Source organism: Roseateles sp. DAIF2 (assembly GCF_015624425.1).
GTDB lineage: Bacteria > Pseudomonadota > Gammaproteobacteria > Burkholderiales > Burkholderiaceae_C > Kinneretia.
The window spans coordinates 5,449,098-5,475,900 of record NZ_CP049919.1 but is presented as its reverse complement, the minus strand read 5'-3'; the positions used below and the strand labels follow the sequence as shown (position 1 = coordinate 5,475,900).

The 26,803-nt window shown below is 69.7% G+C and carries 29 protein-coding genes and 1 tRNA gene; 16 read left to right on the top strand and 14 right to left on the bottom strand.

Annotation, left to right across the window (positions count from 1 at the left end; genetic code table 11):
• The 5 genes from G8A07_RS25275 (at position 1) to G8A07_RS25255 (ending at position 4,827) form a co-directional block, all read left to right on the top strand.
• Positions 1-573 carry a DUF4390 domain-containing protein gene (locus G8A07_RS25275; RefSeq protein ID WP_249937140.1) on the top strand — a complete coding sequence of 191 codons (573 nt, stop codon included), beginning with the start codon at positions 1-3 and terminating at the stop codon, positions 571-573.
• Positions 570-2,843: an ATP-binding protein gene (locus tag G8A07_RS25270; protein ID WP_195794661.1), complete on the top strand. Its 2,274-nt coding sequence runs from the start codon at positions 570-572 to the stop codon at positions 2,841-2,843. The genes G8A07_RS25275 and G8A07_RS25270 overlap by 4 nt, the downstream gene beginning before the upstream one ends.
• A gap of 13 nt (positions 2,844-2,856) precedes the next feature.
• Entirely contained in the window at positions 2,857-3,669 is an 813-nt protein-coding gene (locus tag G8A07_RS25265) for a response regulator (RefSeq protein WP_195794660.1), read from the top strand.
• Positions 3,670-3,743: 74 nt separating this feature from the next.
• A tRNA-Phe gene (locus G8A07_RS25260) sits at positions 3,744-3,819 on the top strand.
• Positions 3,820-4,050: 231 nt separating this feature from the next.
• Positions 4,051-4,827, top strand: a complete 777-nt coding sequence (locus G8A07_RS25255; RefSeq protein WP_195794659.1) for an NYN domain-containing protein — start codon at positions 4,051-4,053, stop codon at positions 4,825-4,827.
• Here the strand turns inward: G8A07_RS25255 and G8A07_RS28020 are convergent.
• The 3 genes from G8A07_RS28020 to G8A07_RS25245 are packed head-to-tail and all read right to left on the bottom strand — an operon-like array spanning position 4,820 to position 6,565.
• Positions 4,820-5,224, bottom strand: coding sequence for a tyrosine-type recombinase/integrase (locus G8A07_RS28020; RefSeq protein WP_249937139.1), 405 nt, complete (start codon positions 5,222-5,224; stop codon positions 4,820-4,822). The genes G8A07_RS25255 and G8A07_RS28020 overlap by 8 nt on opposite strands.
• Positions 5,225-5,234: 10 nt before the next feature.
• Positions 5,235-5,978: a hypothetical protein gene (locus tag G8A07_RS28015; RefSeq protein ID WP_249937138.1), complete on the bottom strand. Its 744-nt coding sequence runs from the start codon at positions 5,976-5,978 to the stop codon at positions 5,235-5,237.
• Positions 5,979-5,986: 8 nt separating this feature from the next.
• On the bottom strand, positions 5,987-6,565 hold the full coding sequence (locus tag G8A07_RS25245; protein WP_195794658.1) for a hypothetical protein: 579 nt from the start codon (positions 6,563-6,565) through the stop codon (positions 5,987-5,989).
• A 373-nt stretch (positions 6,566-6,938) separates the two neighbouring features.
• Between G8A07_RS25245 and G8A07_RS25240 the strand changes: the two genes are divergently transcribed.
• The 3 genes from G8A07_RS25240 (at position 6,939) to G8A07_RS25230 (ending at position 9,880) form a co-directional block, all read left to right on the top strand.
• Positions 6,939-7,304, top strand: a complete 366-nt coding sequence (locus G8A07_RS25240; protein ID WP_195794657.1) for a hypothetical protein — start codon at positions 6,939-6,941, stop codon at positions 7,302-7,304.
• Positions 7,305-7,401: 97 nt separating this feature from the next.
• A complete protein-coding gene (locus G8A07_RS25235; RefSeq protein WP_195792716.1) occupies positions 7,402-8,655 on the top strand; it encodes an IS256 family transposase in 1,254 nt (417 codons plus the stop codon).
• A gap of 523 nt (positions 8,656-9,178) precedes the next feature.
• Positions 9,179-9,880 carry an ABC transporter substrate-binding protein gene (locus G8A07_RS25230; protein ID WP_195794656.1) on the top strand — a complete coding sequence of 234 codons (702 nt, stop codon included), beginning with the start codon at positions 9,179-9,181 and terminating at the stop codon, positions 9,878-9,880.
• A gap of 30 nt (positions 9,881-9,910) precedes the next feature.
• On the opposite strand, the gene G8A07_RS25225 is transcribed toward G8A07_RS25230, so the two are convergent.
• The 7 genes from G8A07_RS25225 to G8A07_RS25195 all read right to left on the bottom strand — a co-directional run bounded on the left by G8A07_RS25225 (position 9,911) and on the right by G8A07_RS25195 (position 17,021).
• Positions 9,911-10,357: a VOC family protein gene (locus G8A07_RS25225; RefSeq protein ID WP_195794655.1), complete on the bottom strand. Its 447-nt coding sequence runs from the start codon at positions 10,355-10,357 to the stop codon at positions 9,911-9,913.
• Complete coding sequence (locus G8A07_RS25220) at positions 10,354-11,631, bottom strand: acyltransferase (RefSeq protein ID WP_195794654.1); 1,278 nt, start codon at positions 11,629-11,631, stop codon at positions 10,354-10,356. The genes G8A07_RS25225 and G8A07_RS25220 overlap by 4 nt, the downstream gene beginning before the upstream one ends.
• A gap of 90 nt (positions 11,632-11,721) precedes the next feature.
• Entirely contained in the window at positions 11,722-12,477 is a 756-nt protein-coding gene (locus G8A07_RS25215) for a LytTR family DNA-binding domain-containing protein (RefSeq protein WP_195794653.1), read from the bottom strand.
• Positions 12,474-13,583, bottom strand: a complete 1,110-nt coding sequence (locus G8A07_RS25210; RefSeq protein WP_195794652.1) for a sensor histidine kinase — start codon at positions 13,581-13,583, stop codon at positions 12,474-12,476. The genes G8A07_RS25215 and G8A07_RS25210 overlap by 4 nt, the downstream gene beginning before the upstream one ends.
• Positions 13,584-13,655: 72 nt before the next feature.
• The gene (locus G8A07_RS25205; RefSeq protein ID WP_195794651.1) at positions 13,656-14,702 is read right to left on the bottom strand and encodes a GGDEF domain-containing protein; all 1,047 of its coding nucleotides are present in this window, start codon (positions 14,700-14,702) and stop codon (positions 13,656-13,658) included.
• Between the two features lie 199 nt (positions 14,703-14,901).
• Positions 14,902-16,095, bottom strand: coding sequence for a CaiB/BaiF CoA-transferase family protein (locus G8A07_RS25200; RefSeq protein ID WP_195794650.1), 1,194 nt, complete (start codon positions 16,093-16,095; stop codon positions 14,902-14,904).
• Entirely contained in the window at positions 16,092-17,021 is a 930-nt protein-coding gene (locus G8A07_RS25195) for a hydroxymethylglutaryl-CoA lyase (protein ID WP_195794649.1), read from the bottom strand. The genes G8A07_RS25200 and G8A07_RS25195 overlap by 4 nt, the downstream gene beginning before the upstream one ends.
• Positions 17,022-17,096: 75 nt before the next feature.
• On the opposite strand from G8A07_RS25195, the gene G8A07_RS25190 reads away from it, so the two are divergent.
• Positions 17,097-17,807: an IclR family transcriptional regulator gene (locus tag G8A07_RS25190; protein ID WP_195794648.1), complete on the top strand. Its 711-nt coding sequence runs from the start codon at positions 17,097-17,099 to the stop codon at positions 17,805-17,807.
• Between the two features lie 148 nt (positions 17,808-17,955).
• Entirely contained in the window at positions 17,956-18,738 is a 783-nt protein-coding gene (locus G8A07_RS25185; RefSeq protein WP_195794647.1) for a hypothetical protein, read from the top strand.
• Positions 18,739-18,745: 7 nt separating this feature from the next.
• On the opposite strand, the gene G8A07_RS25180 is transcribed toward G8A07_RS25185, so the two are convergent.
• On the bottom strand, positions 18,746-19,462 hold the full coding sequence (locus tag G8A07_RS25180; protein WP_195794646.1) for a glutathione S-transferase N-terminal domain-containing protein: 717 nt from the start codon (positions 19,460-19,462) through the stop codon (positions 18,746-18,748).
• 283 nt (positions 19,463-19,745) lie between these two features.
• Positions 19,746-20,672 (bottom strand): LysR substrate-binding domain-containing protein, encoded by a 927-nt coding sequence (locus tag G8A07_RS25175; protein WP_195794645.1) that lies wholly within the window; start codon positions 20,670-20,672, stop codon positions 19,746-19,748.
• On the opposite strand from G8A07_RS25175, the gene G8A07_RS25170 reads away from it, so the two are divergent.
• Both G8A07_RS25170 and G8A07_RS25165 read left to right on the top strand, forming a co-directional pair.
• Entirely contained in the window at positions 20,671-21,489 is an 819-nt protein-coding gene (locus G8A07_RS25170; RefSeq protein WP_249937137.1) for a sulfite exporter TauE/SafE family protein, read from the top strand. The two genes, G8A07_RS25175 and G8A07_RS25170, sit on opposite strands and share 2 nt — an antisense overlap.
• Positions 21,486-21,674 carry a hypothetical protein gene (locus tag G8A07_RS25165; protein WP_195794644.1) on the top strand — a complete coding sequence of 63 codons (189 nt, stop codon included), beginning with the start codon at positions 21,486-21,488 and terminating at the stop codon, positions 21,672-21,674. Before G8A07_RS25170 ends, G8A07_RS25165 begins: the two co-directional genes overlap by 4 nt.
• Here the strand turns inward: G8A07_RS25165 and G8A07_RS25160 are convergent.
• Both G8A07_RS25160 and hpaR read right to left on the bottom strand, forming a co-directional pair.
• The gene (locus G8A07_RS25160; protein ID WP_195794643.1) at positions 21,668-22,105 is read right to left on the bottom strand and encodes a RidA family protein; all 438 of its coding nucleotides are present in this window, start codon (positions 22,103-22,105) and stop codon (positions 21,668-21,670) included. The genes G8A07_RS25165 and G8A07_RS25160 overlap by 7 nt on opposite strands.
• Positions 22,106-22,202: 97 nt before the next feature.
• Positions 22,203-22,667, bottom strand: a complete 465-nt coding sequence (hpaR, locus tag G8A07_RS25155; RefSeq protein WP_195794642.1) for a homoprotocatechuate degradation operon regulator HpaR — start codon at positions 22,665-22,667, stop codon at positions 22,203-22,205.
• A gap of 86 nt (positions 22,668-22,753) precedes the next feature.
• On the opposite strand from hpaR, the gene G8A07_RS25150 reads away from it, so the two are divergent.
• The 4 genes from G8A07_RS25150 (at position 22,754) to hpaD (ending at position 26,803) form a co-directional block, all read left to right on the top strand.
• Positions 22,754-23,410 carry a fumarylacetoacetate hydrolase family protein gene (locus G8A07_RS25150; protein ID WP_195794641.1) on the top strand — a complete coding sequence of 219 codons (657 nt, stop codon included), beginning with the start codon at positions 22,754-22,756 and terminating at the stop codon, positions 23,408-23,410.
• A complete protein-coding gene (locus G8A07_RS25145; protein WP_195794640.1) occupies positions 23,407-24,165 on the top strand; it encodes a fumarylacetoacetate hydrolase family protein in 759 nt (252 codons plus the stop codon). The genes G8A07_RS25150 and G8A07_RS25145 overlap by 4 nt, the downstream gene beginning before the upstream one ends.
• The gene (gene hpaE, locus G8A07_RS25140) at positions 24,162-25,622 is read left to right on the top strand and encodes a 5-carboxymethyl-2-hydroxymuconate semialdehyde dehydrogenase (RefSeq protein ID WP_195794639.1); all 1,461 of its coding nucleotides are present in this window, start codon (positions 24,162-24,164) and stop codon (positions 25,620-25,622) included. Before G8A07_RS25145 ends, hpaE begins: the two co-directional genes overlap by 4 nt.
• A gap of 260 nt (positions 25,623-25,882) precedes the next feature.
• Positions 25,883-26,803, top strand: a complete 921-nt coding sequence (gene hpaD / locus G8A07_RS25135) for a 3,4-dihydroxyphenylacetate 2,3-dioxygenase (protein WP_195794638.1) — start codon at positions 25,883-25,885, stop codon at positions 26,801-26,803.

The window sequence follows — 26,803 nt, the reverse complement described above, 5'->3', positions numbered from 1 at the left end:
TTGCTGCTGCTGTCGCGCGTCCTCCCCATCCTGCTGCTGCTCCTGGCCCTGCTGCCGGGCGTGGCGGCGCATGCCGAAGGGGTGGAGCTGACCCAGCTGAGCACCGAGCGGCAGGAGGAGGCGCTGGTGCTGAACTTCGGCACCCGCTTCGAGCTGCCGCGCGTGGTCGAGGATGCGCTGCTGAAGGGCGTGCCGATCTATTTCGCGGCCGAGGCCTCGCTGCTGCGCTCGCGCTGGTACTGGCGCGACGCCCGCGTCGCCCGCGTGTCGCGCAACTGGCGCCTGGCCTGGCAGCCGCTGACGCGCCAGTACCGGGTCTCCACCGGCGGCCTGCACCAGAGCTACGCCAGCCTGCCCGAGGCGCTGGCCTCGCTGCGCGGCATCGCCGGCTGGCGCCTGGCCGAGGCCAAGGAGCTGGAGGAGGACGGCAAGTACTACCTGGAGTTCAGCTTCCGGCTCGACACCAGCCAGCTGCCGCGTCCGATGCAGATCGGCCTGGGCTCGCCGCAGGGCTGGGCGCTGGGCGTTGAACGCACGCTGAGCCTGAACGCGGATCTGACGAGCAAACCATGACCCGTGCCGCGCGCTGGGCCTGGCTGGTCTCGCTGGTAGCCGTGACCGGCGCCTGCGGCGTGCTGGCCTTCCTGCTGTCGATCGGCGCCACCACGCCGCGCGGCTTCTTCGAGCGCCATTACGTCTGGCTGTTCTGGCTCAATGCCGCGGTGGCCGCGGCGCTGGTGCTGGTGATCGGCATCGCCGCGGTGCGCCTGCTGCTGCGGGTGCGGCGAGCCAAGTTCGGCAGCAAGCTGCTGCTGAAGCTGGCCGGCATCTTCGCGCTGGTCGGCGTGGTGCCGGGGCTGCTGATCTACACCGTGTCCTACCAGTTCGTGAACCGCAGCATCGACAGCTGGTTCGACGTGCGCCTGGCGAGCGCGCTGGACGCCGGCCTGAACCTGGGTCGCGGCACCCTGGACGGCCTGGTCAACGAGCTGTCGCTGAAGACGCGCGACGCGGCCGACCGCCTGGCCGAATCCAGCGCCGGGCAGCCGGTGCAGCTGCTGGCGCTGGAGCGGCTGCGCGAGCAGATGGCGGTGCGCACCGTGGCCCTGGTGGGCAGCGGCGGCCAGATCCTGATGGCGGTGGGCGGCGACACCAGCGCGCTGACGCCGGACCGGCCCAGCGCCACCTTGCTGCGCCAGGCCCGCACCGCCGGCGTGATGAGCCAGCTGGAGGGGCTGGAGGATGAGGCGCTGGCGCTGCAGGGCCAGGCCCGCATCCGCGCGCTGGCGCGCCTGCCCGCCAGCGACATGAGTCTGGGCAGCGGCGACCGCTACCTGATGGTGGTGCAGCGCGTGCCGGGCCAGGTGCTGACCAATGCGCTGGCGGTGCAGACCGCCAGCAGCGAATACCAGCAGCGCGCGCTGGAGCGCGACGGCCTGCGCCGCATGTACCTGGGCACCCTGACCCTGGTGCTGATCCTGGCGGTGTTCGCGGCGCTGCTGCTGGCCGTCATCCTAGGCAACCAACTGGCGCGCCCGCTGCTGCTGCTGGCCGACGGCATGCGCCAGGTGGCCAAGGGCGACCTCTCGGCCAAGCCGGTGCTGGCCTCACGCGACGAGCTGGGCGGCCTGACCCGCAGCTTCGCCGACATGACCGACCAGCTGGCCGACGCGCGCGTGCAGGTGGAGCGCAGCGTGGCCCAGCTGGAGGACGCGCGCAGCAATCTGCAGACCATCCTGGACAACCTGACCGCCGGCGTGATCGTGTTCGACGCCCGCGGCCTGATCGAGACCGTCAACCCCGGCGCCACCCGCATCCTGCGCCTGCCGCTGTCGGCCTACCGCGGCCGCCGGCTCGAGGAACTGGCGCCGCTGCAGGGCTTCGCGCAGTCGGTGGCGCAGCGCTTCGAGCAGCTGGGCGACAGCCCCGAGGCCGGCGAGCGCGGCACCTGGCAGGACGCCTTCGAGCTGCAGCTGGAGGACGGCCAGGACACGCTGACCCTGCTGGTGCGCGGCGCGCAGCTGCCGCCGGACGCCCGCCTGCTGGTGTTCGACGACATTTCCGAGGTGGTCTCGGCCCAGCGCTCGGCCGCCTGGAGCGAGGTGGCGCGCCGCCTGGCGCATGAGATCAAGAACCCGCTGACGCCGATCCAGCTCTCGGCCGAGCGCCTGCAGCACAAGCTGGAGGCCAAGCTGGAGGGCGCCGATCAGGCGATGCTGGTGCGCTCGGTCGGCACCATCGTCAACCAGGTGCAGGCGATGAAGCAGCTGGTCAACGAGTTCCGCGACTATGCCCGCCTGCCCTCGGCCCAGCTGAAGGCGCTGGACCTGAACGCCCTGGCCAGCGAGGTGCTGCTGCTCTATGCCGAGGCGCAGGAGTCCGGCCGGCTGCATGCCGAGCTGGCCGCCGACCCGCCGGCCATCCAGGGCGACCCGACCCAGCTGCGCCAGGTGATCCACAACCTGGTGCAGAACGCGCTCGACGCTGTCAGCGACAAGCCAGACGGCCAGGTGACACTGCGCACCCAGAAGGCGTTCAACGACGCCGGCGAGCTGCGCGGGCTGCGCCTGCAGGTGATCGACAATGGGCCCGGCTTTGCCGACAAGGTGCTGAAACGCGCTTTTGAGCCCTATGTCACGACCAAGAGCAAGGGCACGGGTCTGGGGCTCGCCGTCGTGAAGAAAATCGCCGACGAGCATGGCGCGCGGGTGCGTCTGGTCAACCTACATTTGCAAGGCGACGAGGGCGGGGCGGCGATAGGCGCCCAAGTTTCGTTATCATTTTCAAAACTCGCGACTGCACCGGGCCCGCTTGACGCCGGCAATGCACACAGGGCCGCGTGAACAGCAGGCATACATGGCAACCATTCTTGTAGTTGACGACGAACTGGGCATCCGCGCCCTGTTGTCCGAGATCCTCACCGACGAGGGCCACACCATCGAGCTCGCCGAAAACGCCGCGCAGGCCCGCGCGGTGCGCGAGCGCATGCGGCCCGACCTCGTGCTGCTCGACATCTGGATGCCCGATGTCGACGGCATCACCCTGCTCAAGGAGTGGGGCAGCAGCGGCCAGCTCTCGATGCCCGTCATCATGATGAGCGGCCACGGCACGATCGACACCGCCGTCGAGGCCACCAAGTTCGGCGCCATCGCCTTCCTGGAAAAGCCGATCACCCTGCAGAAGCTGCTGCGCGCCGTCGAGCAGGCCCTGGTCAAGACCGCGCCGCGCGCGGCCCCGAGCGCCGGCCTGGTCACCGGCGGCATGGTGCCGGCCGGTGGTGTCGTCGCCTACGCGCGCGTCGATGGCGGCGGCGTGGCCGTCGGCGGCCTGCAGCCACTGCACCATGGCGGCGGTGTCGGCGTGTCCGGCACCCTCGGCGGCCTGCCGGGCGCGGTGGTCGGCGGCATGGGCAACAGCAGCAGCAACCCGCCGCTGACCGTGCTGCCCGCGAGCGGCCTGGCCTCCGAGCAGATGTTCGAGCTCGACCGCCCGCTGCGCGAGGCGCGCGACGCCTTCGAGAAAAGCTACTTCGAGTTCCACCTCGCCAAGGAAAGCGGCTCGATGACCCGCGTGGCCGAGAAGACCGGCCTGGAGCGCACCCACCTGTACCGCAAGCTCAAGCAGCTCGGTGTGGATCTGACGCGCAACAAACGGGGTGGCGGACTCTGAATCTTGTGCTATAGTCGCGGTCTTCGCTGATCGACGGCAACAACCGCAGACCAGCATAAGAAGAAAAAACAAAAGGCCAAGTAGCTCAGTTGGTAGAGCAGCGGATTGAAAATCCGCGTGTCGGTGGTTCGATTCCGCCCTTGGCCACCAGAATTCCCAAGTGCCCACAAGCACTTACAGAGAGCCCCGCGCAGTTTGACTGTCCGGGGCTTTTCTACAATTCGGGCTTTGCATCTACAAAAATAGCGTTCGCAACTTGCGTCAATGTTTAGCGTTTGCTAAATTTCGGCTCTATCAAGCCCTCGGCAGTACGCGTGACTACTCAATCCAAGTCACGCCGATCCCGGGGGTTTTTTGTGTCTGCGTTTTGAAGGGGCGTCAATGCCAACGGCAGTGTTGATTGACGGCGCTTTTTTCCTTAAGCGCTATCGCAGCGTTTTTGTTGGCGGCTCAGGGCACACCGCCCAGCAGATTGCCAAGCGGGCCTTTTGGATGGCGCTGAAGCATCTGGAACAGCAGCACGAACGACGGCAGCTGTACCGCATTTTTTTCTACGACTGCCCCCCGCTTGAGAAGAAGCTGCACAACCCGGTAACGGGCAAGGCGATCGATCTCGCCAAGTCATCGGAGGCGCTGTTTCGTCGCGCGCTTCATGACGAACTGCGGAAGCTCCGAAAGGTTGCTTTGCGGCTCGGTCATTTGGGCGAATCCGGGGGCTGGGCGTTGAAGCCCGAGCCAACAAAGGCACTGCTCTCGAAGAAGATTGCAGTTACAGACCTGACGGATGCGGACGTGGCCTACGACCTGCGCCAGAAAGGCGTCGACATGCGGATCGGCTTAGATATCGCCTCGCTCTCATACAAGCGGCAGGTCGATCAGATCATCCTTGTTGCAGGCGATAGCGACTTCGTGCCAGCCGCGAAGTTGGCGCGGCGCGAAGGCGTGGATTTCCTGCTCGACCCTATGTGGTCAAACATTCACCCGAGCCTGCATGAGCATGTGGATGGGCTGCACTCTGTTTGCCCTAAGCCGACCAAGGGGACTCCGGCCGGGATACTTGCTGCGGTTATCGAACCAGTTGCCCCTGCGGCTTCTGCTGTGCCAGCAGTTGCTCCACCCGTTGCAATAGCTCCTCCTGAAGCGAAATCGCCTACCTGAGCGGCTGCACTCGTTCGCCGACTCGCGCCCGCTCGTAATGCTCGGTCATTTCCCGATTGCGATGGCCCAACAGCTTCTGCGAGTGCGCCAAATCGCCCGTGTTGGTCGCGGCCTTAGCCTGGATGTCCCGAAACTGAAACTCTACGCCGGCCGCGCGCCGCGCCTTGTCGAAGCGTGAGCGCAGGCCGAAGGTGCCCAGCGGCTTGCCGTCATCGTCCTGAATCAGCCAGGCGCTGAGGCGCTCGCGCGGCCTGGCGTTGATGCGCTCGATCAGCGCGGCCAGCTCGATGGCGCGCTTGGCCTTGGTCTTGTTCTGCACGATCCACAGTGCGCCGTCGCGCAAGTCCTCGCGCTTGATCTTCAGCACATCACCCGGCCACTGGTCGCTGCGACCCAATTGATCCGCCTCAAGGGCTGGTGAAGCGATACACGTTGCCTGCTTCAACAAACGTCGTCCGGATCGTCCGGCCGGTTGGTTTGAATGAGCCGTTCGTGGTGAGTATCTGCTCCTGGAGCGATACGCCCTGGGGGGCCTCGGCGTTTTCTGGCCAGCGGTAGCTGCTGCTGTAAAACAGCACGGCCCCCCCGCTCCCGTCGAAGAGTCCCAGGCAACTGGCGAACAAGCTTGGAAGCTCGAAGCGCTTGGCGTTTGGCTGGTAGGGGTTGGTGACCAGCGTGACGCGGATGTGGCGCACGGCCGTACCACTCGCGCCGGGCGAGATGCCTTGGACGCAGACATATCGATCGTTCGCATACACGGTAGCGTCGCGCCCGAGCGCGGGGGCCAGGTGCTCGCCATCGAAACGCTTGGCCTTGATCGCAGGTAGGTGTCGCCCATTGATCAGCAGATCTGCGCCGCGCAGTTCCATGACATGCGGGCGGTTAATCTTCTTGTTCGATGGCCACTTCCAAAAGTCCCCGGCCGGCTGACCGATGCCGTACTCGACGCGGGCGCGCTCGTCAGTGGCAGCAAAAAGCGTGGGCCCGAGGGCTTGATAGAAACTGTCGTACCCGTCGAAGACTCTGGCGCCGAAGGCCGGAGCGGTGTGGTCGACTGCGTTGATTGGCGTTGCCGTGAGCGTCTGAGCGGATGCCCATGTGCTGATGGCCATCAACAGCGCTGGCAGCGCCAGCGGAGAGCATGCTTTCATGATCGCCTTCAGCGGTAGGGCTTGCCCCCGGTTGCCTCTAGGTACTCGGGTGGGTGTGTCCAGAAGATGGTCGATCCGTGCGCGGCGGTGGACACCCAGACCGCAGTGTATCGGCCGCGCTCCTTGGTGTTGACGAGCGTTCCGTTCTTCTTGGCTGTCCAATAGGTGATGACCTCGGCATTGACGGGTTCTGGTACGTCAAAGATGTTGTGAGACGGATCGCCAAAGCGGAAACCCTCTTTGACCTTGGGATGATTCTTGTGATTGGTCTTGAAGTCTTTGCCGTCCCACCAGAAGGCCCCTCTTGCGGGGTCTGGCCCGCGACCGGCCAGTGCAGTTTGCGCCCACTGACGAGCAAGTCGCATGCCGGGATCGGCTTCGATTTGCGCCTCGGAGGCGGTCATTAGTTTTCCATAGCGAACGTTGCCGTCCTTCACTGCATAGGTGTAGTTCGGGTCGGCCGCCAGCAACTCGTCGACGGTCTTGCCGCCCCATGCCCTGCAGCGATTGGCAACCGCGAATGCAATACCACCGATCTCGTCGGAGACATTCGATGTGGACGCCTCGCCATAGGCAATCGCGGCCAACTTCCGCGCTTGCGGATCAAGAGCAGGCGGCCGGCTCTCGAGATTGGTTGCGCATAGCGTCCCAGGCGTTGGTGATCGATGAAGGCACAAAGTGCCCTTGTCAATCTGCGGACTGTTGGTTTCGGTTCCAAGAGGGCCGGGCATGGAGGTAGCTGGTCGAGGCTGTCCATTGGTCGGACTGGTGAAGAGCAGTTAAGTACTGGTCGAGCACTCTTGCTAGTGACTTTGGTTGGTGCCTGGCGGTTTGAGGCAGCCATGGTTGGCACCTCACTCAGCCGCCTTATCACTTGTCGTCTCTGTCCTATGTCGTTTTGCTATGTCCTCCCATCGGGTGCCCACCGAGGCGGGATTGCCGGGCGCTGCGCGATGACCGATGCTTCGGGTCATGGATGACAGTAGCAGGATGTTCGAAGTAGCGATGACGACGACGGTGGCGGAGCTGCCGGCTTTGGGTTTTGAGCAGCGGCGCCGCCGCACCGTGCCGACATCGGCGCAGATCCTGGACAACTTCAAGCGAGCGACCGCGCTGTTCTTCAAGCGCCGCCAGCCCGAAGCGAACCGCCGGCCCTTGCCGGAGAAGCGCGACGCGATCGGTGGAGCAAGCCCAACAGGCACCGCCTGGGTCAGCAATTGCACGATGCAGGCCTGGGAAGAGGCGCTGGGCATGAAGCCGCTGCCGCAACAGCAGTGCAAGCTCGGCATCGCGAAGAAGATTAATAGGAAGGCGCAGCCGCAGTAAGTGGGGGCTGGCGCGTGGCCGTGCGGCCTGCGCCGCCGCCGCGCGAGCCTGTCAGGATTTTTGTGTGCGAGGCATAGCATGACGACCAGGAGCATCTATGCCAACCAAGAAGAAGCCGGCGGGAGCCGGCATGACGGCGCTGCCGTCGATCCCCAAGGAACTCATTGAGCAGCTGACCGGCGGCTCGACGCCGATGACGGCCGAGCAGATCAACGCCACGACCATGGCGCTGAAGAAGGCGCTGATCGAGCGCGCGTTGGGCGCGGAGCTGTCGCACCACTTGGGCTATCCGCCCGGCACGGCCAAGCCGGAGGAGGCCGGCAACCAGCGCAACGGCAAGTCCGCCAAGACGGTCTTGACCGAGGACGGTCCGTTGCGCATCGAGGTGCCGCGCGACCGCGCCGGCTCGTTCGAACCCATCCTTATCCCCAAGCACGAGCGGCGCTTCACCGGCTTCGACGACAAGATCGTGGCCATGTACGCGCGTGGCATGACGGTGCGCGAGATTCAGGGCTTCCTGGCCGAGCAGTACGGCACCGAGGTCAGCCCCGAGTTCATCAGCTCCGTGACGGATGCCGTGATGACCGAGGTCTCGGCCTGGCAGAGCCGGCCGCTGGAGCCGATGTATCCGGTGGTGTTCTTCGACGCTCTGCGCGTGAAGATTCGCGAGGATGCGGTGGTGCGCAACAAGGCTATCTACCTGGCCCTGGGCGTGCTGCCCGATGGCACGCGCGACATCCTGGGCCTGTGGATCGAGAACACCGAGGGCGCGAAGTTCTGGATGAAGGTCTTCAACGATCTGAAGACCCGAGGAGTCGCCGACATCCTGATTGCCGTCACCGATGGGCTCAAGGGCATCCCCGAGGCGCTCGCTGCCGTGTTCCCAGCCACGACGCTGCAGACCTGCATCGTGCACCTGATCCGCAACAGCCTGGACTTCGCGAGCTGGAAGGACCGCAAGGCCCTGGCGGCGGCCTTGAAGCCAATCTACACGGCGTCCAGTGCTGACGCGGCCCAGGCCGAACTCGATGCCTTCGAGGCGAGCGCCTGGGGCCAGAAGTTCCCGACCGTGACGGCCACCTGGCGCCGGGCCTGGGATCGGGTCATCCCGTTCTTCGCCTTCAGCCCAGCCGTGCGGCGCGTGATCTACACGACCAACGCCATCGAGAGCATCCACAGTCGGCTGCGCAAGATCATCAAGACGCGCGGCCACTTCCCCAGTGACGATGCCGCTACCAAGCTCCTGTGGCTGGCGCTGCGCAATATCACGGCCGACTGGGGCCGCGCGGCCAAGGAATGGAAGGAGGCCATGAACCAATTCGCCATCGCCTACGGCGAGCGATTTACCTGACCTGCCGCGTAATATGCGGCGCGGGCTCGTCTGAATCGGCGAGCCCTACACCGAGCCTCGAACACAGAAATTCAGACAGCCCCCCGCCGCGCTTGTCGATCGGCGTTGCCTCCACCATCCTTCATCGGTCCATCATCCCGCCCCGAGCCCGGTACTACTCAACACCTGGCCCCCGCTTGTCCTCGCTGCGATTGACAATTGTCATGCGCGGCTTTTCCAATCGTTGCCCATGAGCCGGACAAAGAATCCGGCCGACGGGCCGCGGACAGAAAAAGAGAACAAGTGAATAGCACGCGACCCGCGACCACGAGGGAGTCCAGCAACGGACAAGGAGCGGCGGGTGGTGGTAATGGTGATGTTGGGACAACGGCGGCGGCTGGAGCGACAGCGAGCCTTGACGAGCGGCCGCGCAATGGCCTGGATGCTCGGGCCTGCGCTGTCAGCTTTTCTCTTTCTCCTCCTCTCGCCCGGCGCGGCGCAAGCCGTCGAGCAATCCGCGGCGCCGTCATTGCCACCCCTGCGCATGGCCTATCCCGACGCGATGCCGCCGATCGCCTATCAGGATCGCGAGCCGCAGCATCGGTTGCCGCAACAGCCGCCGCCGATGCGCGGTGCCTGGGTTGCGGTGGCGGACGAGCTGGGGCGCCGGCTGCAGTTGCCGCCGGTGGAGCATGCCGGCTATCCCTGGGCGCGCGCGCAGCTGATGGTGCGCACCGGCCGGGCGGACGGCATGATCACCGCGGTCAATCCGGAGCGCCTGGGCTATGCGGTGGCGGGCCAGGAGGATGTGCTGGAGAACGACACGCGCATCTATGTGCACAAGAGCAACCCGCGGCTGGCCGAACTGACCGGCGTGCAGCGCATCGGCGAGCTGCAGAAATACCGGGTCGTCAGCTACCTGGGCAATGGCTGGCTGAAGGCGCGGCTGCCGGCCGATTCGGTGCGCTGGCTGCGCAGCCTGGACGACGCGGTGCGCATGGCGGCGCTGCAGCCCGAGATGGTGCTGGTGGAGGGCGAGCGCCTGCTGCTGCCGGCGCTGCGCCGGCGCGGGCTGGAGGATCAGTTCATCCCGGTCGGGCCGGTGCTGGAGCGCACCAGCTCACGCCTGCTGATCGGCAAGCAGTCGCCCTATGCGGCGCGCATCGCCGAGTTCGACAAGGCCCTGGCCGCGATGCGGCGCGACGGTACGCTCAAGCAGATCATGGTCGCACACGGCCTGGACTGAGCGAGCGAGCCCAGCCGGGCTCGCTCGCGCTTACCAGCTGCCCGTGTTGGGCATCGAGGCCCAGGGCTCGGCCGGGGCCAGCGCGGGGCCGTCCTGCAGCAGCTCGACCGAGATCTGGTCGGGCGAGCGCACGAAGGCCATGCGGCCGTCGCGCGGCGGACGCAGGATGGTCACGCCATGGTCGGCCAGGCGCTGGCAGGCGGCATAGATGTCCGGCACCGCGAAGGCCAGATGGCCGAAGTTGCGGCCGCCGCCGTAGGCCTCGCCCTTGCCGTCGGCATCGGGCCAGTTGTAGGTCAGCTCGACCTGGGGCTGGTACTTGCCGGCCTCGTCGCCGGGCGCGGCCAGGTAGACGAGGGTGAAGCGGCCGGCCTCATGCTCGCTGCGGCGCACCTCGACCAGGCCCAGCGCATCGCGGTAGAACTTTAGCGAGGCGTCGAGGTTCTCGACGCGGACCATGGTGTGCAGGTACTTCATGTCTGGCTTGATGCTTGATGGGGGGAGTCCGTCATTGTCGCCGCTGCCGCCTCGTCCCGCCGTGGCAGGGGCTTGGTGGTGGCGCCGCGCGTGATGCCCAGCGCCGGGGCCAGCCAGGGGATGCGGCGCGCCGGCAGGTAGATCGCCAGGCCGGCGGCCAGGGTCAGCAGCACCAGCAGCGGGCCTTCGAGCAGGGGCGGCAGCGCCAGCGGCGCCAGGGCCTGGCTCCACAGCACGATCAGGGTCTGGTGCAGGATGTAGAGACAGAACACCGCGGCCGACAGGCGCGCGCGCCAGGGGCCGTCGACATCCAGCCAGCGCCGCGCGAAGCCGCAGGCCGCGACGATGGCCCACCAGGCGATGCCGCCCCACAGCAGGCGCTGCAGCCATAGCAGCGGTGCATAGGGGGTCAGGTCATGCTCGGCGCGCCAGTAGAGCAGGGCCAGGGCCCAGCCCGCCAGCGCCAGCAGCAGCGCGCGCCAGCGCAGGCCGGCCATCGCGTCCCACAAGGCGGCGCCCCGGTCGGCGCGGCGCGCGATCAAGAGGCCCAGCAGGAAGATGTAGAGGTACTGCGCATGGTTGTACCAGTCGTGCACCAGGTCATGGGTCGACGGGAAGCGCGGCGCCAGCAGCCATTTGGCCGCGATCGGCAGCAGGGCCAGGCCCAGCAGCAGGGCCGAGGGCCGCCGCGGCAGCCGCGCGGCCAGCCGGTCCAGCAGCCGCGGCGCGCGGCGCGCCAGCGCCCAGCCGATCAGGCCGTAGGCCCAGAGATAGGGCAGGAACCAGAGATGGTTCCAGGTCGGCAGGGTCAGGCATTCGCCGTTGAGGCAGAAGCCCCGGTAGGCCCGCAGGTACAAGCCCATGAAGTCGAGATAGCCGCCGGCATAGGCCACCTTGGTCACCACCTCGTAGTAGGACTGCGGCGGCACGATCACCAGCATGCCGAACAACAGCGGCCAGAGCAGGCGCCGCGAACGCTGCGCGATGAAGGAGGAGGAAGGAGAAGAAGCGTGCTGCGGGCCCGGCGCGCGGCGCAGCAGGGCCTGGGTCGCGACGCCGGCGATGAAGAACAGCAGCGACAGCCGCCAGGGCCCGGACAGCAGCATCAACGGCTCCAACGCCGGCCCGGCATGCGGGCTCTTCACATGCCAGTCCCAGCCGACGTAGTACATGCCGACGTGATAGGGCACGAGCAGGCCGAAGGCCAGGATGCGCAGCCAGTCGAGAAAGAAGAAGCGCCCGGCGGGCGGATGTTCGAGGCGAGGGTGGTTCATGCCCGGCATGCTGGGCGCTGCGGCCGCGAGGGCCAAGCACGGCGGGGCGGATGCGTCGCGGCCCGGGGCGAGTCGGCGCCCGACTCTTTCTCAGCCTCGCAGCAGCAGGGCCTCGCGGTAGCCGCGCGAGACGCGCAGCTGCGTGCCGCCGGCCAGGGTCACGAGCGCCTCGCCGCGCGCCAGCGGTGCCAGCGCCTGGATGAAGTCGCGGTTCACCGCATGGCTGCGATGGATGCGCAGGAAGCGGCCGGCGCTGGCCGGATGGGCCAGGAACTCGGCCAGCGTGCGCCGGTCCAGATGGCAGGCCGGCGGCGCATGCAGCTCGATGTAGTTGTCGGCCGCCGCGACCCAGGCCACCTCGGCCAGCGCGACGCGCTGCAGCCCGCCGCCGCGCCGCGGCACCAGCCAATGGCCGGCCAGCGGCTGGGCCTGGGCCAGGCTGCTGCTCAGCGTGCTGCGGGGCTGTGGCGCCGCCGCCGCCTGCAGGCGCTGACGCAGCCGCGCCAGGGTCTCGGCCAGGCGTTCGCCGGTATAGGGCTTGAGCAGATAGTCCACCGCATTGAGCTCGAAGGCGCGCAGCGCATGGGCGTCGAAGGCGGTGCTGAAGGCGCAGGCCATGCCCTCGGGCAGGGCCGCGGCCAGTTCCAGCCCGTTCAGCGTGCCGGGCAGCTGGATGTCCAGCAGCGCGGCGTCGGGCCGCTGCGCGGCGGCCAGGGCCAGCGCCTCGTCGGCATCGCCGGCCTCGGCCACCAGCGCGACCCCGGGCAGGCCCGCCAGCAGGCGGCGCAGCCGGGCGCGCGCCGGTGGCTCGTCGTCGACGATCATCAGCCGCATCATCATCGTCATGCGGCCGCATCCCGCTGCGCCGGCAGGCTCAGGCTCAGCAGGCTGCCGCCGGCGGCACCGGCCGCGCCGAACTCCAGCCGCGCCGCATCGCCGTAGAGCCGGGCCAGGCGCTCGCGCATATTGGCCAGGCCCAGCGCGCCCTCGCGCTCCAGCCGCTGCGGCGCGCTGCCGCTGTTGCTGATCGCCAGGTCCAGCCGCCCGTGCAAGACCTGGCCCCGCAGCGCCACCCGCACCGGGCCCTTGTTGCGTGCCACGTCATGCTTGATCGCGTTCTCCACCGGCGACAGCAGCAGCAGGGCCGGCACCGTGCAGCGCCGCGCCTCCTCGCTCACCTCGATCGCGACCGTCAGCCGCTCGCCGAAGCGCGCCTGCATGATGGACAGATAGGGCGCGACCAGGGCCAGCTCCTGCTCCAGGCTGTGGCTGCCCGCGGCCTCGGCTGCCAGCGCCTGGCGCAGCAGGGTGGCCAGCTCGCAGAGGATGCGGTCGGCGCGCTCGACATCCTCGTGCATCACCGCGGAGATCAGGTTCAGCGTGTTGAACAGGAAATGCGGCTGCACCTGCTCGGCTAGGCGCGCCAGCCGCGTTTCGGCCAGCTCGGCGCGCAGGGCATCCAGCTCCTGGCGGCGCTGTTGCTCGGCGAAGAAGAGGCGCAGGCCATGGCAGACCGCCACCATCATCGTGTAGCTGACCAGGTCCTTGCCGGTCTCGTAGGCCAGCACCTCCAGCGGCCCGCCGGGCCGGTAGTCCAGCCCGGCCAGCGCATAGACCGCGAAGCGCAAGCCGAACATGCCGCCCACATGGACCAGCGAGAACAGCAGGGCCCCCAGGCCATGCAGGGCCAGCAGGCGCGGCCAGGACCCGCCGGCATGCAACACCCGGCCATGCCAGCGGTAGACCGCGATGCCCAGCAGCCCCATGCACAAGACGGAGCTGCCCTCCCACAGCAGCGGCTCCCAGGGATGGCGGCCGCCCAGCGCCAGGTAATGCTGCAGCTCGGACAGGCCCAGCAAGGTCGCGACGGCCGCCAGCAGGCCTGCATAGGCCAGCCACAGGCCGCGGCGCGAGGGCGCGACATGGGGCGTGGCGGAGGGGGCTTGGGGCATCGCGCGAACATACCACCGCGCCCGGCGGCCGCGCGCCGATCCGCCCCGCGCGAAGTCCCGTTCGTCCCGCGGCTAGCGTGCGGGCAGGCGCCTGCCCGCGCTGACCCGGTTGCGCCCCGCCTCCTTGGCCGCGTATAGCGCCTCGTCGGCGCGGGCCAGCAGCGCATCCACCGTCGGCATCTCCGGCGTCAGCTCGGCGCAGCCGATGCTGACGGTGACGGCGACCGGCAGCTCCAGCGTGGCGATGCCGTGGCGCAGCCATTCGGCCAGCGCTGCGGCCTGGGCCAGGGTGCTGCCGGGCAGCAGCAGCGCGAACTCCTCGCCGCCGATGCGGGCCGCCAGCTCATGCGCGCGCAGGCCGGCGCGGCAGCGTTGCGCCACCTCGCGCAGCACGCGGTCGCCCAGCTGGTGGCCGCCGCGGTCGTTGATGCGTTTGAAGTGATCCAGGTCCAGCGCCAGCAGGGCCAGCGGCCGGCCGTCGCGGCGGCAGTCGGCCAGCGCGGCCTCGGCGGCGCGGAAGAACTGGCGCCGGTTCGGCAGCGCGGTCAGCGCATCGGTGCGGGCCAACTCGTCGGTCTCGGCCAGCAGGCGCTGGTTTAGCAGCAGGCTGCCGCGCAGCTCGCTCTCCGCCGCATGCAGCTGGCGGTTCAGGCGCTGGATCACCCAGGCCGCGATGCCCGCAACGCCGGCCCACAACGCATGGAAGAACACCACCCGGCCGATCGTCTGCGCGTCCAGCCCCAGGGCGCTCAGCCCCAGGGCGCAGGTCAGCACCGTGATCGCGCCGCACAGCAGGGTCAGGGCCAGCTCCGCCTTGGCGATCAGCAGGCCCATCAGGTAGAACAGCGAGGTAGCCAGGATGAATTCGGGCCGCTCCAGCAGCCGGCCGTCGATCAGGCAGGCAAAACCGACGCCGACCAGGGTGTAGAGCGGATAGGACAGGCGCAGCGGCAGGCGCCGGCCGGGCTTGAAGGTCAGCAAGCCCAGCAGCGCCCAGCAGCCCAGGTAGGCGAGGCGCAGCGGCAGCACCGCGGCGGCGGCCGGCTCGGCGAGCAGCCAGTCGCCCAGCAGGTAGAGCAGCGGGATCAGGCCGCCGATCGCATAGACAAAGCGCAGCACCGGCCAGGAACGCGCGGCGCGCCAGTCTGCATAAGGAATAGGAAGCAGAGGAGGGGCCGCGGGCGGCGGGGCGGAAGCAACAAGCGCTTCGGCGCCGGCGGCAACGACGGCGGTGGACGGCGGGAACACGGCGGCGATCGGACAAGTCGGGCGGGGAGGGGCTCCGATTGTCCCCTCTCGCCCGATAGGCCCGTGCGCCTCAGGCCAGTACGCCCTCCGCACGCAGCGCCGCGATCGCCGCCTCGTCATAGCCCAGCTCGGCCAGCAGCGAATCGCCGTCCGCACCGAGAGCCGGCGCCGGGCGGCGCAGCGGCAGGCGTTCGCCGTCCAGGCTCAGCGGCAGCATCGGCACGCGCGCCTCGCGGCCATCCGGCAGCGCCATCGGCGCCAGGCCGCCGGTGGCCAGCAGATGCGGGTCCTCCAGCAGCTGCTCGGGCCGGGTGATCGGCGCGAAGGGCAGGCCCTGGGCCTCGAACACCGCGGCGATCTCGGCCGCGGGGCGCTCGGCCAGGCGCCGGCGCAGCTCGGGGATCAGGGTTGCGCGCGCCTGCACGCGCTGGTTGTTGCCGGCCAGCGCCGGGTCCCCGGCCAGGTCGGTGAAGCCGAAGGCCGCGCAGAACAGCGCCCATTGCGTGTCGCTGACCACGGCCAGGAAGATCTGCTCGCCGCCGGCCACGGTGAACACGTCGTAGATGCCCCAGGCCGAGATGCGCTCCGGCATCGGCGCGGCCGGCTTGCCGGTGACCGCGAACTGCATCATGTGCTGCGCGACCAGGAAGACATTGTTCTCGAACAGGGCCGACTGCACCTGCTGGCCGCGCCCGGTGGCATGGCGCTGCTGCAGCGCGGCCAGCACGCCGATCGCGCCGAACATGCCGCCCATGATGTCGTTGACGCTGGTGCCGGCGCGCAGCGGGTCGCCGGGCCGGCCGGTCATGTAGGCCAGGCCGCCCATCATCTGCACCACCTCGTCCAGCGCGGTGCGGTGCTCGTAGGGCCCGGGCAGGAAACCCTTGTGCGAGACATAGATCAGGCGCGGGTTCAGCGCCGCCAGCGCGGCATGACCCAGGCCCAGGCGCTCCATCACGCCGCCCTTGAAGTTCTCGCTGAACACGTCGGCGCCGGCGACCAGCTTCAGCACGATCTCCAGGCCCTGCGGATGCTTGACGTCCAGCGCCAGACTCTTCTTGTTGCGGTTGAACAGCGGGAAGAAGCCGGAGCCCGAGCCCAGCAGGCGGCGCGTGTTGTCGCCGGCCAGCGGCTCGATCTTGATGACCTCGGCGCCCAGGTCGGCCAGCACCATGCCGCAGGTCGGGCCCATCACCATATGGGTGAACTCGATCACCCGGATGCCGGCCAGGGGCAGGTCTTGCTTGTTGTTGATGTCGCTCATGCTTGGAATCCCTTGGGAAGGCCGGCCTCGGCCAGCATGCCGTAGACCGCCTCGCCGGGCAGCCCCTCGCGCAGCGGCGCGCGGGCGGCCAGCAGGCGGTCGATGTCGATGCCGGTCGGCACGCCCATCGCCTCGAACATGAAGACCAGGTCCTCGGTCACCACATTGCCCGAGGCGCCCGGCGCATAGGGGCAGCCGCCCAGCCCGCCCAGCGAGGCGTCGAAGGTGCGCACGCCGACGTCATAGGCCGCCAGGCAGTTGGCCAGGCCCAGGCCGCGGGTGTTGTGCAGATGGGCGGCGCCGGCCCGCTCGCCCAGCTCGGCGCGCAGCCGCGTGAACAGGCGCCGCACCTGGGCCGGATTGGCCATGCCGGCAGTGTCCGACAGGCCCACCTCGTCGGCGCCGGCCTCGACGCAGGCGAGGGCCAGGCGGATCACCGCGTCCTCGTCCACCGTGCCCTGCAGGGTGCAGCCGAAGGCGGTGGACATGCCGACCTCGACGCCCAGCGCCGGCGCGCGTTCGCGGCGCAGCGCGGCGATGGCGCGCAGCTCCTCCACCATCGCGGCCGGGGTCTTGCGCACATTGGCCAGCGAATGGGCCTCGCTGGCCGAGATCGGCAGGCTGATCTTGTGCGCGCCGGCGGCCAGTGCGGCCTCGGCGCCGCGCAGATTGGGCACCAGGGCCAGCACCCTCAGGCCCGGCAGCGTGCGGGCGTAGGCGACCAGCTCGGCCGTGTCGGCCAGCTGCGGCAGCAGCCGGGCCGGCACGAAGGAGCCGACCTCGATCTCGCGCAGCCCGGCGGCATGCAGCGCGGCGAGCCAGCGCTGCTTGGCCGCGGTGGGCATCACCGCGCCGACGCTCTGCAGGCCGTCGCGCGGGCCGACCTCGCTGATCAGCACCGGGTCTGGGTTGCTTGGGCTTGACATGTTCTATCTAATGGAACAAAGTTCCAAAAAGTATCACGCCGATCCGGCCCGCCGTCAACCGAAAGCCCCGCCGCCATGCCTCGCAAAGCCGCCTCCCCCTCGCTGGCCGAAACCGATGCCGCACCCGGCGGTGTCGGCGCGGTGGACAAGGCGCTGAGCCTGCTGGCGGCCTTCCGCACTGGCGATGCGGCCCTGAGCCTGGCCGAGCTGGCCGAGCGCACCCGGCTCTACAAGAGCGCGGTGCTGCGCCTGGCCGCCTCGCTGGAGCATGGGCGGCTGCTGCAGCGCAGCGCCGACGGGCGCTATGCGCTGGGGCCGGAGCTGGCACGCCTGCATGGCCTGTACGCCGCCGGCTTCTCGCTGGAGGCCGAGGTGCTGCCGGCGCTGCAGGCCCTGGTGGCGCGCACGCGCGAGAGCGCGGCCCTGCATGTGCGCCAGGGCGAGCAGCGCCTGTGCCTGTTCCGCGTCGATTCGCCGCAGCCGCTGCGCGACCATCTGCGCGTCGGCGATCTGCTGCCGCTGGAACAGGGCGCCGGCGGGCGCGTGCTGCTGGCCTTTGGTGGCGCGCGCGGCAAGCGCTACGAGCAGATCCGTGCCGAGGGCCTGGCCGAGCTGGACGGCGATCGCGTCGAGGGCCTGGCCGGCATTGCCGCGCCGGTGTTCCGCGCCGGCGGCGAGCTGGTCGGCGCGTTGACCCTGAGCCTGCCCAGCAGCCGGCTCAAGCCGGGCCTGGCGGCCGAGGTCAAGCGCGCCGCCGCGGCGCTGAGCCGGCGCCTGGGCGGATAGTTTGCCGGGCCGAGCCGCGGTCCCGCCGCCACGCGCGGCGCAACCGTCGGTGGCAATGTGCAGCAATCGGTGACACCGCGGCCCGAGCCTGCCCTGGCGTCGAGATGCCTGCTTACATCCGTCACCGCCCGGCGGGCTATCGTGTCGTATGAAGTTGCTCCTCCTGCTCAGCGCGCTCGCGATGCCGCTGATGGCCTGGCTCGCGCGCCAGGGCCTGTTCGGTCCCGATCCCGCCCAGCTGTCCGATCGTTTCCCCACCCTGCTGGTTGCCGCCGGCTACGCCTTCTCGATCTGGGCGCCGATCTTCCTGCTCGATCTGCTGCTGGCCCTGCATCCCTTCGGACGGCAGCGCCGCGCCGGCGAGGGCTGGCGCCAGGCGCGGCCGGCGCTGGTGGCGGGCTTTGCGCTGTGCGCGGCCTGGATGGCGCTGTTCCCGATGCAGCGCTTCGGGCTGGCGCTGCTGAGCTGCGGGGCGGCCTGGGCCTGCGTCTTCTACGCCGCGCTGCGCCTGGCGCGCTCGGGTGAAGAAGAGAGCTGGCTGCTGCGCGCCGGCGTGGGCCTGCATGCGGGCTGGCTGAGCCTGGCGCTGCTGATGAACAGCGCGCAATGGATCGTCGCCCGCCAGTTGCTGAACACCGAGCGCATGCTGCCCTGGAGCCTGTTGCTGTGGGGGGCGGGCGCGCTGCTGCTGATGCTGGCCAATCGCGCGCTGCGCGGCCATTGGGCCTTCGTCCTGGCGCTGCTGTGGGGACTGCTGGGCGTGCAGGTCAAGCAGTCGGCCAGCGCGCTGCCCGGCGCCGATCTGTCGGCCGGCATCGCGCTGCTGCTGGCCGGCCTGCTGCTGCTGCAAAGCCTGTGGCTCTGGTGGCGCGACCGGCGCGGCCGCCGCGCGCGGCGCGGCGGCGAGATCACGCTGGTGAACCTGCGCTGAGCGCCGCTCAGGCGGCGGAGGGGCGCGCGGGAATCGTCAGCCCCTTGGCCACCGCCGGCCGCGCCAGGAAGTCCTGCAGCGCGCGCTGCACCTGCGGGAATTCCTGGAAGCCGACCAGCTCGCCGGCGCCGTAGAAGCCGATCAGGTTGTTGATCCAGGGGAAGGTCGCGATGTCGGCGATCGTGTACTGCTCGCCCATGATCCAGCGCCGGCCCGTCAGGCGCTGCTCCAGCACCGCCAGCAGGCGCTTGGATTCGGCCGCGTAGCGCTCGCGCGGGCGCTTGTCCTCGTAGTCCTTGCCGGCGAATTTATGGAAGAAGCCGACCTGGCCGAACATCGGGCCGATGCCGCCCATCTGGAACATCAGCCACTGCAGGGTCTCGTAGCGCAGGGCCGGGTCTTGCGGCAGCAGCGGGCTGCCGGCCTTCTCGGCCAGGTAGATCAGGATCGCGCCCGATTCGAACAGCGCCAGCGGCCGGCCGCCCGGCCCCTGCGGGTCGAGGATCGCGGGGATCTTGTTGTTCGGGTTCAGCGACAGGAACTCGGGCGAGAGCTGGTCGTTGCGGCCGAAGTCGACCAGATGCGGCTCATAGGCCAGGCCCAGTTCCTCCAGCGCGATCGAGACCTTGACGCCGTTGGGCGTCGGCAGCGAGTAGAGCTGGATCAGCTGCGGATGCCGCGCGGGCCATTTCTTTGTGATCGCAAAGGCGGAGAGATCGGTCATGAGGGCGGTCCTGCGTGAGGGAGGGATTTGTTTGGTGTGCGGCGATTCTCACCGCGGCCCCGCGACCTTGCCGGCGCGGGTCTATTTCAGTGGCCCGTGGGGCGCAGGAGAGCGGGCAGGCCTGCTGCTGCGTGTCCCCCGGGCCGCAAGCGGCCCTCCTCCTTGACCTCCGCATCAGGCCCGCCCGCCCTCCTGCTTGGGCCGAGTGGCAAGCGCTTGTGCATCCGCAGCCCTGCGACCACTGGACTCGTCGCGCATCAGGCCTCCTGAACCAAGGCCTTGGTCAAGACGGCCTGGGCGGCGCCAGATGCTCCAGCAGCGCCGCGGCGCCGGCGCTCGGCTCCTCCTCGGCCGGCCAGCACAGCAGCAGGCGGCGTGTGGCCCAGGCCTCGGCCAGCGGCCGCTGGCACAGGCCCGGCCCCGCCAGCCGCGCGGCCGCCAGCGCCGGCACGATCGCCAGGCCCGCGCCTTCGGCCACCAGGCGGGCCAGCGCCTCGAAGCCCGGCACCCGTACCCGGTGATGCAGGCCGCGGCCATGCTGCAGCGCGCGCTGCTGCAGGAAGCGGCTCAGCCCGGCCTCGGCCGGCAGACCGACGAAGGGCTGCTCCAGCAGCGCGGCGAAGGCCGCTCCGGCGTTGGAGCGGCCGAAGCGCCGCGCCCAGGCCGCGGGCAGCAGCAGCACCAGCCGGTCCTCGCGGAAGACGCGGGTGTGCAGGCCCTCGGTCGCGACATGGTCGGCGACGATGCCCAGGTCGGCGCGCTCCTGGCGCAGCGCCTGCAGCACGTCCTGGCTGGCCAGCTCGCGCAGCTCCACATCGGTCTGCGGGTGCGCGGCGAGGAAGGGCCCCAGCAGCGGCGGCAGATGCTCGCTGATCGCCGCGGTATTGCACAGCAGACGCACGGTGCTGCGCATGCCCCGCGCATGGGCCGACATTTCGGCATGCAGCGTTTCCAGCTCGCGCTGCAGCCGGCCGGCATGGCGCAGCAGGGTGCGGCCGGCGTCGGTCAGGCTGATGCCGGTCTTGGCGCGCCGCAGCAGCGCGGCGCCCAGGCCATGTTCCAGCGCCGCCAGCCGCGCGCTGGCCGCGGCCAGCGACAGATGCACCGCCCGCGCGCCGGCGGTGATGGTGCCGGCCTCGACCACCGCGGCGAACAGGCGCAGGTCGAAGGGATCGATGCGGTAATGCGGGCGGGCGGCAGGCTTCGGCATGGCCGAAGGATATCCGCGGCATTGCGCGATGGACCGCCGGCCGCGCGGCGTCGACGATGGGCACATCATGCCGATGCCGCAACTCAACGATCCCTCGCTCCTGCTTTCGATCGCTGCCAGCTTCGCCGCCGCGGGTCTGGTCAAGGGCGTCTCCGGCATGGGCTTGCCGACCCTGGCGATGGCGCTGCTGAGCCTGTTCATGCCCGCGCCCGAGGCGGCGGCGCTGATGTTGGCGCCGGCGCTGCTGAGCAATGTGGCGCAATGCCTGGGGCCGCAGGCGCCGATGCTGACGCGCCGGCTCTGGCCGCTATGGGTGGGCATGGCGGCCGGCACCTGGCTCAGCCCCTGGTCGGGCCTGCGGCCCGGCGCCGGCGAGACGGCGCGCCTGCTGCTGGGGCCGGTGCTGCTGGCCTATGGTCTGTTCGGGCTGTGGCGGCCGCAACTGCCGGCGCCGGGTCGGCATGCGGCCTGGATCGGCGCCGCGGCCGGGCTGCTGGGCGGCGCGCTGAACGCCGCGACCGGCGTCTTCGTGCTGCCGATGGTGCCCTATCTGCAGGCGTTGAAGCTGGAGCGCGAGGCGATGATCCAGGCGCTCGGGCTCAGCTTCACCGTGGCCGCGCTGGCGTTGGCGGCGCGCCTGGGGCCGCAGCCGGGCATGAGCTGGCCCGCGCCGCTGGCCATCGCGCTGGCGCTGCTGGCCGCCTTCGCCGGCATGGGGCTGGGCGCGCGGCTGCGCGGCCGGCTGGCGCCGCAGGCCTTCCAGCGCTCGCTTTATGGCGTGTTCCTGCTGCTGGGCCTGTTGATGCTGGCGCGATGAGCGGCGGCCCGGTCGATCCTCGGCTCGCGCTGCTGGAGCGCGCCGGCCGGCTGGCCCATGCGCTGGAGGCGCTGGCGCAGGCGCGGCTGCTGCGCTCCACCGAGCCGACCGCCGAGGACGAGGCCCTGTGGGCGCTGGCCGACGCGCTGCTGCGCCTGCTGGAGCAGGCCCGCGCGCCTCACTGAGCCAGCACGGCGGTGGCCTCGATCTCGATCAGCATGCCGTCCAGCGCCAGGCGCGGCACGGGGATCAGGGTGCAGGCCGGCGTCGGCGCGTCGCCCCACAGCGCCTTCAGCGCGCCGCTGAGCAGGGCCAGCCGGGCCTCGCTGTGGTCGACCACCAGCACCGTCAGGCGCGCGACATCGTGGATGCCGGCGCCGGCCGCACGCAGCGCGAGCCGCACATTGAGCAGGGCCTGGTCCAGCTGGGTACCGAAGTCCTCGGACAGCAGGCCATGGACGTCCTCGCCGCCCTGGCCGGACAGCAGCAGCAGCCGGGCCGGGCCCTGCACGACCGCCAGGTGCGAATAGCCGTTCGGCGCCGGGTCGTACAGGCTGGCGGGGTTGACGAAGTCCAGCAGGGCGCGGGGGCGGGAGGCGGAGGTGGCGGCATTCATGCGGATGAACCTTCAGGTGGATGAATGCCGCGAGTCTCAAACCTCAGCCGCACTTGAGGTCAAGGCGGACGGCCGAATGCCCCATCGGCCGCCGGGCTCATTCGGTCAGCTTGGCCACCAGCTCGTCCAGGGTCTGGTACAGGCGTGCCAGGTCTTGCCTGCCGAGCTTCTTCTCCAGCAGCCGGTACTGGGTCTGCATGCCCTCGCGCATCGCCTCGAACAGGGCCTCGGCGGCCGGCTGCAGCTCGACGATGACGACCCGCTGGTCCTCGGCGCGGCGGCGGCGCTGCACATAGGCGGCCTGTTCCATGCGGCCCAGCATGCCGGTCAGGCTGGGGCCGTGCAGCGAGCAGATGTCGGCCAGCCGGCCGATCTCCAGCGGACCCTCGCTCTTCAGCGCGCGGATCACGCGCCATTGCTGCTCGCTGACGCCATGCTCGCGCAGCAGCGGCCGGAAATGCTCCATCACCGCCTCGCGTGCCTGCAGCAGCAGCAGCGGCAGGCTGCGGCGGATGGCTTCGGGTTCAGGGGCGGCGGGGACGGGGCGCTTGGTGGCGGGCATGGCGGAAGGGTGAAGAAGAAGAACGCTTGGCAATCGGCTCAGGTCGCCATTATGATGATATTTAACTTGTTAAGTAATTGGCCGCCATGTCCCTGCTTCCCGATCCGCCGGGCACGCTCTACGGCACCCTGCTGAACCGCGCCAGCAACCTGGCCGCGCTGCGCGCCGGCCTGGGCGAGGGCGGCCTGGCCGCCTCGGTCTACAAGGCCGAGCCGCGCGCGCCGGTGCTCTACCTCAAGCCGGCCAACTGCTTCGCGGCCGATGGCGCCGTGATCGATCTGGATGCCGATGTGGCCGAGCTGGAGCTGGGCGCCACCGTGGCCCTGGTGCTGGCGCGGCCGGCCGCCAAGGTGGATGAGGGCGAGGCGCTGGCGCGGGTCGCCGGCTACCGGCTGATGATGGACTTGAGCCAGCCCCATGCCAGCCTGCACCGGCCGGCGATCCGCCAGCGCTGCCGCGACGGCTTTGCGCCGCTGGGCACCGCGTTGCTGCCGGCCCTGCCGACGGCGCTGCGGGTGTTCGTCAACGAGGAGCTGCGCCAGGTCGTCGAGTTCGACGATGACTTGCTGCGGCCGCCGGCGCGGCTGCTGGCCGATGTGTCGGCCTTCATGACCCTGCAGGCCGGCGACCTGCTGCACCTGGGCGTGGCCGAGGGCGCGCCGCGGGTGCGCGCCGGCGACCGGCTGCGTATCGAGGGCGGCGGTGCCAGCCTGTCGGTGCGGCTGGCCGGGAGGCTCGCATGAGGACCGGCCGCATCGCCCACAACGGCGCGATCCACAGCGTCACGCCGCATGCCGATGGCGGCGTGCTGCTGGCCGATGGCCGGGTGCTGGCCGAGGACGCGGTGATCTGGCTGCCGCCGCTCGTGCCGCGCACGATCTTCGCGCTGGGCCTGAACTATGCCGACCATGCCAAAGAGCTGGACTTCAAGCCGCCCAGCGAACCGCTGGTGTTCATGAAGGGCCCCAACACGCTGGTCGGCCACCGCGCCCGCACGCCGCGGCCGGCCGACGCGACGCATATGCATTACGAATGCGAGCTGGCGGTGGTGATCGGCCGCACCGCGCGCGGCGTGCGGCGCGAGGAAGCGCTGCAGTTCGTGGCCGGCTACACGGTCGCGAACGACTATGCGATCCGCGACTACCTGGAGAACTACTACCGGCCGAACCTGCGCGTGAAGAACCGCGACGCCTGCACGCCGCTGGGGCCCTGGCTGGTCGGCGCCGACGAGGTGCCCGACCCGCAAGACCTGGCCCTGCGCAGCCATGTCGACGGCCAGCTGGTGCAGAGCGGCAGCACGCGCGACATGGTGTTCCCGGTGGCGCAGCTGATCGAGTTCCTCAGCGGCTTCATGACCCTGAGCCCCGGCGACATCATCCTGACCGGCACGCCGGACGGGGTGGTCGACTGCCCGGTGGGCTCGGAGGTCGTGACCGAGATCGAGGGCATCGGCCGCCTGGTCAACTACATCGTCGCCGAGGAGCGTCGGACATCATGAGAAGAATCGAACATCTGATCGACGGCAAGGCGGTCGCCGGCCGCGACTACTTCGAGACCGTCAGCCCGGCCACCCAGGAGACCCTGGCCGAGGTGGCGCGCGGCGGCGCGGACGAGGTCAACGCCGCGGTGGCCGCGGCCAAGGCGGCCTTCCCGGCCTGGGCCGCGACGCCGGCGCCGCAGCGCGCCAAGGTCTTGCGGCGCCTGGGCGAGCTGATCGCGGCCCATGTGCCCGAGATATCCGAGACCGAGACGCGCGACACCGGCCAGGTGATCGCCCAGACCAGGAAGCAGCTGGTGCCGCGCGCGGCCGACAACTTCCACTACTTCGCCGAGATGTGCACCCGGGTGGACGGCCATACCTACCCGACCGAGACGCACCTGAACTACACCCTGTTCCATCCGGTCGGCGTCTGCGCGCTGATCTCGCCCTGGAACGTGCCTTTCATGACCAGCACCTGGAAGGTCGCACCGGCCCTGGCCTTCGGCAACACCGCGGTGCTGAAGATGAGCGAGCTCTCGCCGCTGACCGCCGCGCGCCTGGGCGAGCTGGCGCTGGAGGCCGGTGTGCCGGCCGGCGTGCTGAACGTGGTGCATGGCTATGGGGCGGAAACCGGCGAGCCGCTGTGCCGCCACCCCGACGTGCGCGCGATCTCCTTCACCGGCTCCACCCTGACCGGCAACCGCATCGTGCAGAGCGCCGGGCTGAAGAAGTTCAGCATGGAGCTGGGCGGCAAGAGCCCCTTCGTGGTCTTCGACGATGCCGACCTGGAGCGCGCACTGGACGCGGCGCTGTTCATGATCTTCTCCAACAACGGCGAACGCTGCACCGCCGGTTCGCGCATCCTGGTGCAGCAGAGCATCTATGCCGACTTCGCCGAGAAGTTCGCGGCCCGTGCGCGCAGCATCGCGGTGGGCGACCCGCTGGACGAGAAAACCATCATCGGCCCGATGATCAGTCCGGCCCACCTGGCCAAGGTGCGCGGTTATATCGAGCTGGGCACGAAGGAAGGCGCGACCCTGCTGTGCGGCGGCCTGGGCGCGCCCGAGCTGCCGGCCCATCTCAAGCGCGGCAACTATGTGCTGCCCACCGTGTTCGCCGATGTCGACAACCGCATGAAGATCGCGCAGGACGAGATCTTCGGCCCGGTGGCCTGCCTGATCCCGTTCAAGGACGAGGCGGAGGCGATTGCCAAGGCCAACGACACCCCCTACGGCCTGTCCAGCTATGTCTGGACCGAGAACATCGGCCGTGCCCACCGGGTGGCCGCGGCGATCGAGGCCGGCATGTGCTTCGTCAACAGCCAGAACGTGCGCGACCTGCGCCAGCCCTTCGGCGGCACGAAGGCCAGCGGCACCGGCCGTGAGGGCGGCACCTGGAGCTACGAGGTCTTTCTGGAGCCCAAGAACGTCTGCGTCTCGCTAGGCTCGCATCACATTCCGCATTGGGGAGTCTGAGATGAAGTGGCTGCTGGCAAGAGCGCTGGTGCGGGAGGCGCAGGGCGGTGGGACACCCCCCGACTTGGCCGTGGAAACGAGCGCTGGCCTGCCTCGGGATGTGGGTGGGGGCGGCCACGCAAGTCAAGGAGGAGGGCGCGCAGCGCCCGGGGGACATGGAGTGGACGCCCCCGCCCGCAGCCCGAGGCTTCGCCCGACTCACGCATGGGGTGCATCGCATCATGCGCGGCGAGTGGCATGTGGCGCCATGGAGCACTGAGATGGGCAAACTCGCACTGGTCGGCAAGATCACCCATGTGCCGTCGATCTATCTGTCGGAGCTGGACGGGCCGCGCAAGGGCACGCGCCAGGACGCGATCGACGGCCATCGCGAGATCGCGCGGCGCTGCCGCGAGGCGGGGGTGGACACCCTGGTCGTGTTCGACACCCATTGGCTGGTCAATGCGGCCTACCACCTGAACTGCGCGCCGCATTTCAAGGGTGAGTACACCAGCAACGAGCTGCCGCATTTCATCGCCAACCTGCCCTTCGAGTTCCCGGGCAACCCGGCGCTGGGCCAGATCCTGGCCCGGGCCTGCAACGAGGCCTGCGTCGAGACCCTGGCGCATCACGCGACCACCTTGGACCCGGAATACGGCACCCTGGTGCCGATGCGCTACATGAACGCCGACCAGGGCTTCAAGGCCATCTCGGTGTCGGCGATGTGCATGGCGCATTACCTGAACGACAGCGCGCGCCTGGGCTGGGCGATGCGCCGCGCGGTGGAGGAGCATTACGAGGGCACGGTGGCCTTCCTCGCCAGCGGCTCGCTGAGCCACCGCTTTGCGCAGAACGGCCAGGCGCCGGACTATGCCTTCAAGGTCTGGAGCCCGCTGCTGGAGCAGATGGACCATGCGGTGCTGCAACTCTGGCAGCGCGGCGACTGGAAGACCTTCTGCGAGATGCTGCCGGAGTACGCCAGCAAGGGCCATGGCGAGGGCTTCATGCATGACACCGCGATGATGCTGGGCGCGCTCGGCTGGTCCGAGTACGAGGGCCGGGCCGAGATCATCACGCCCTATTTCGGCGCCTCCGGCACCGGCCAGGTCAATGCGCTGTTCCCGGTGCAGCCGGTCAGCGGCCGCGCGATCCCGGCGGCGCAGGCCTCGGCCGGCGTCATGCCATCCGCAGGGAGGCTCTGA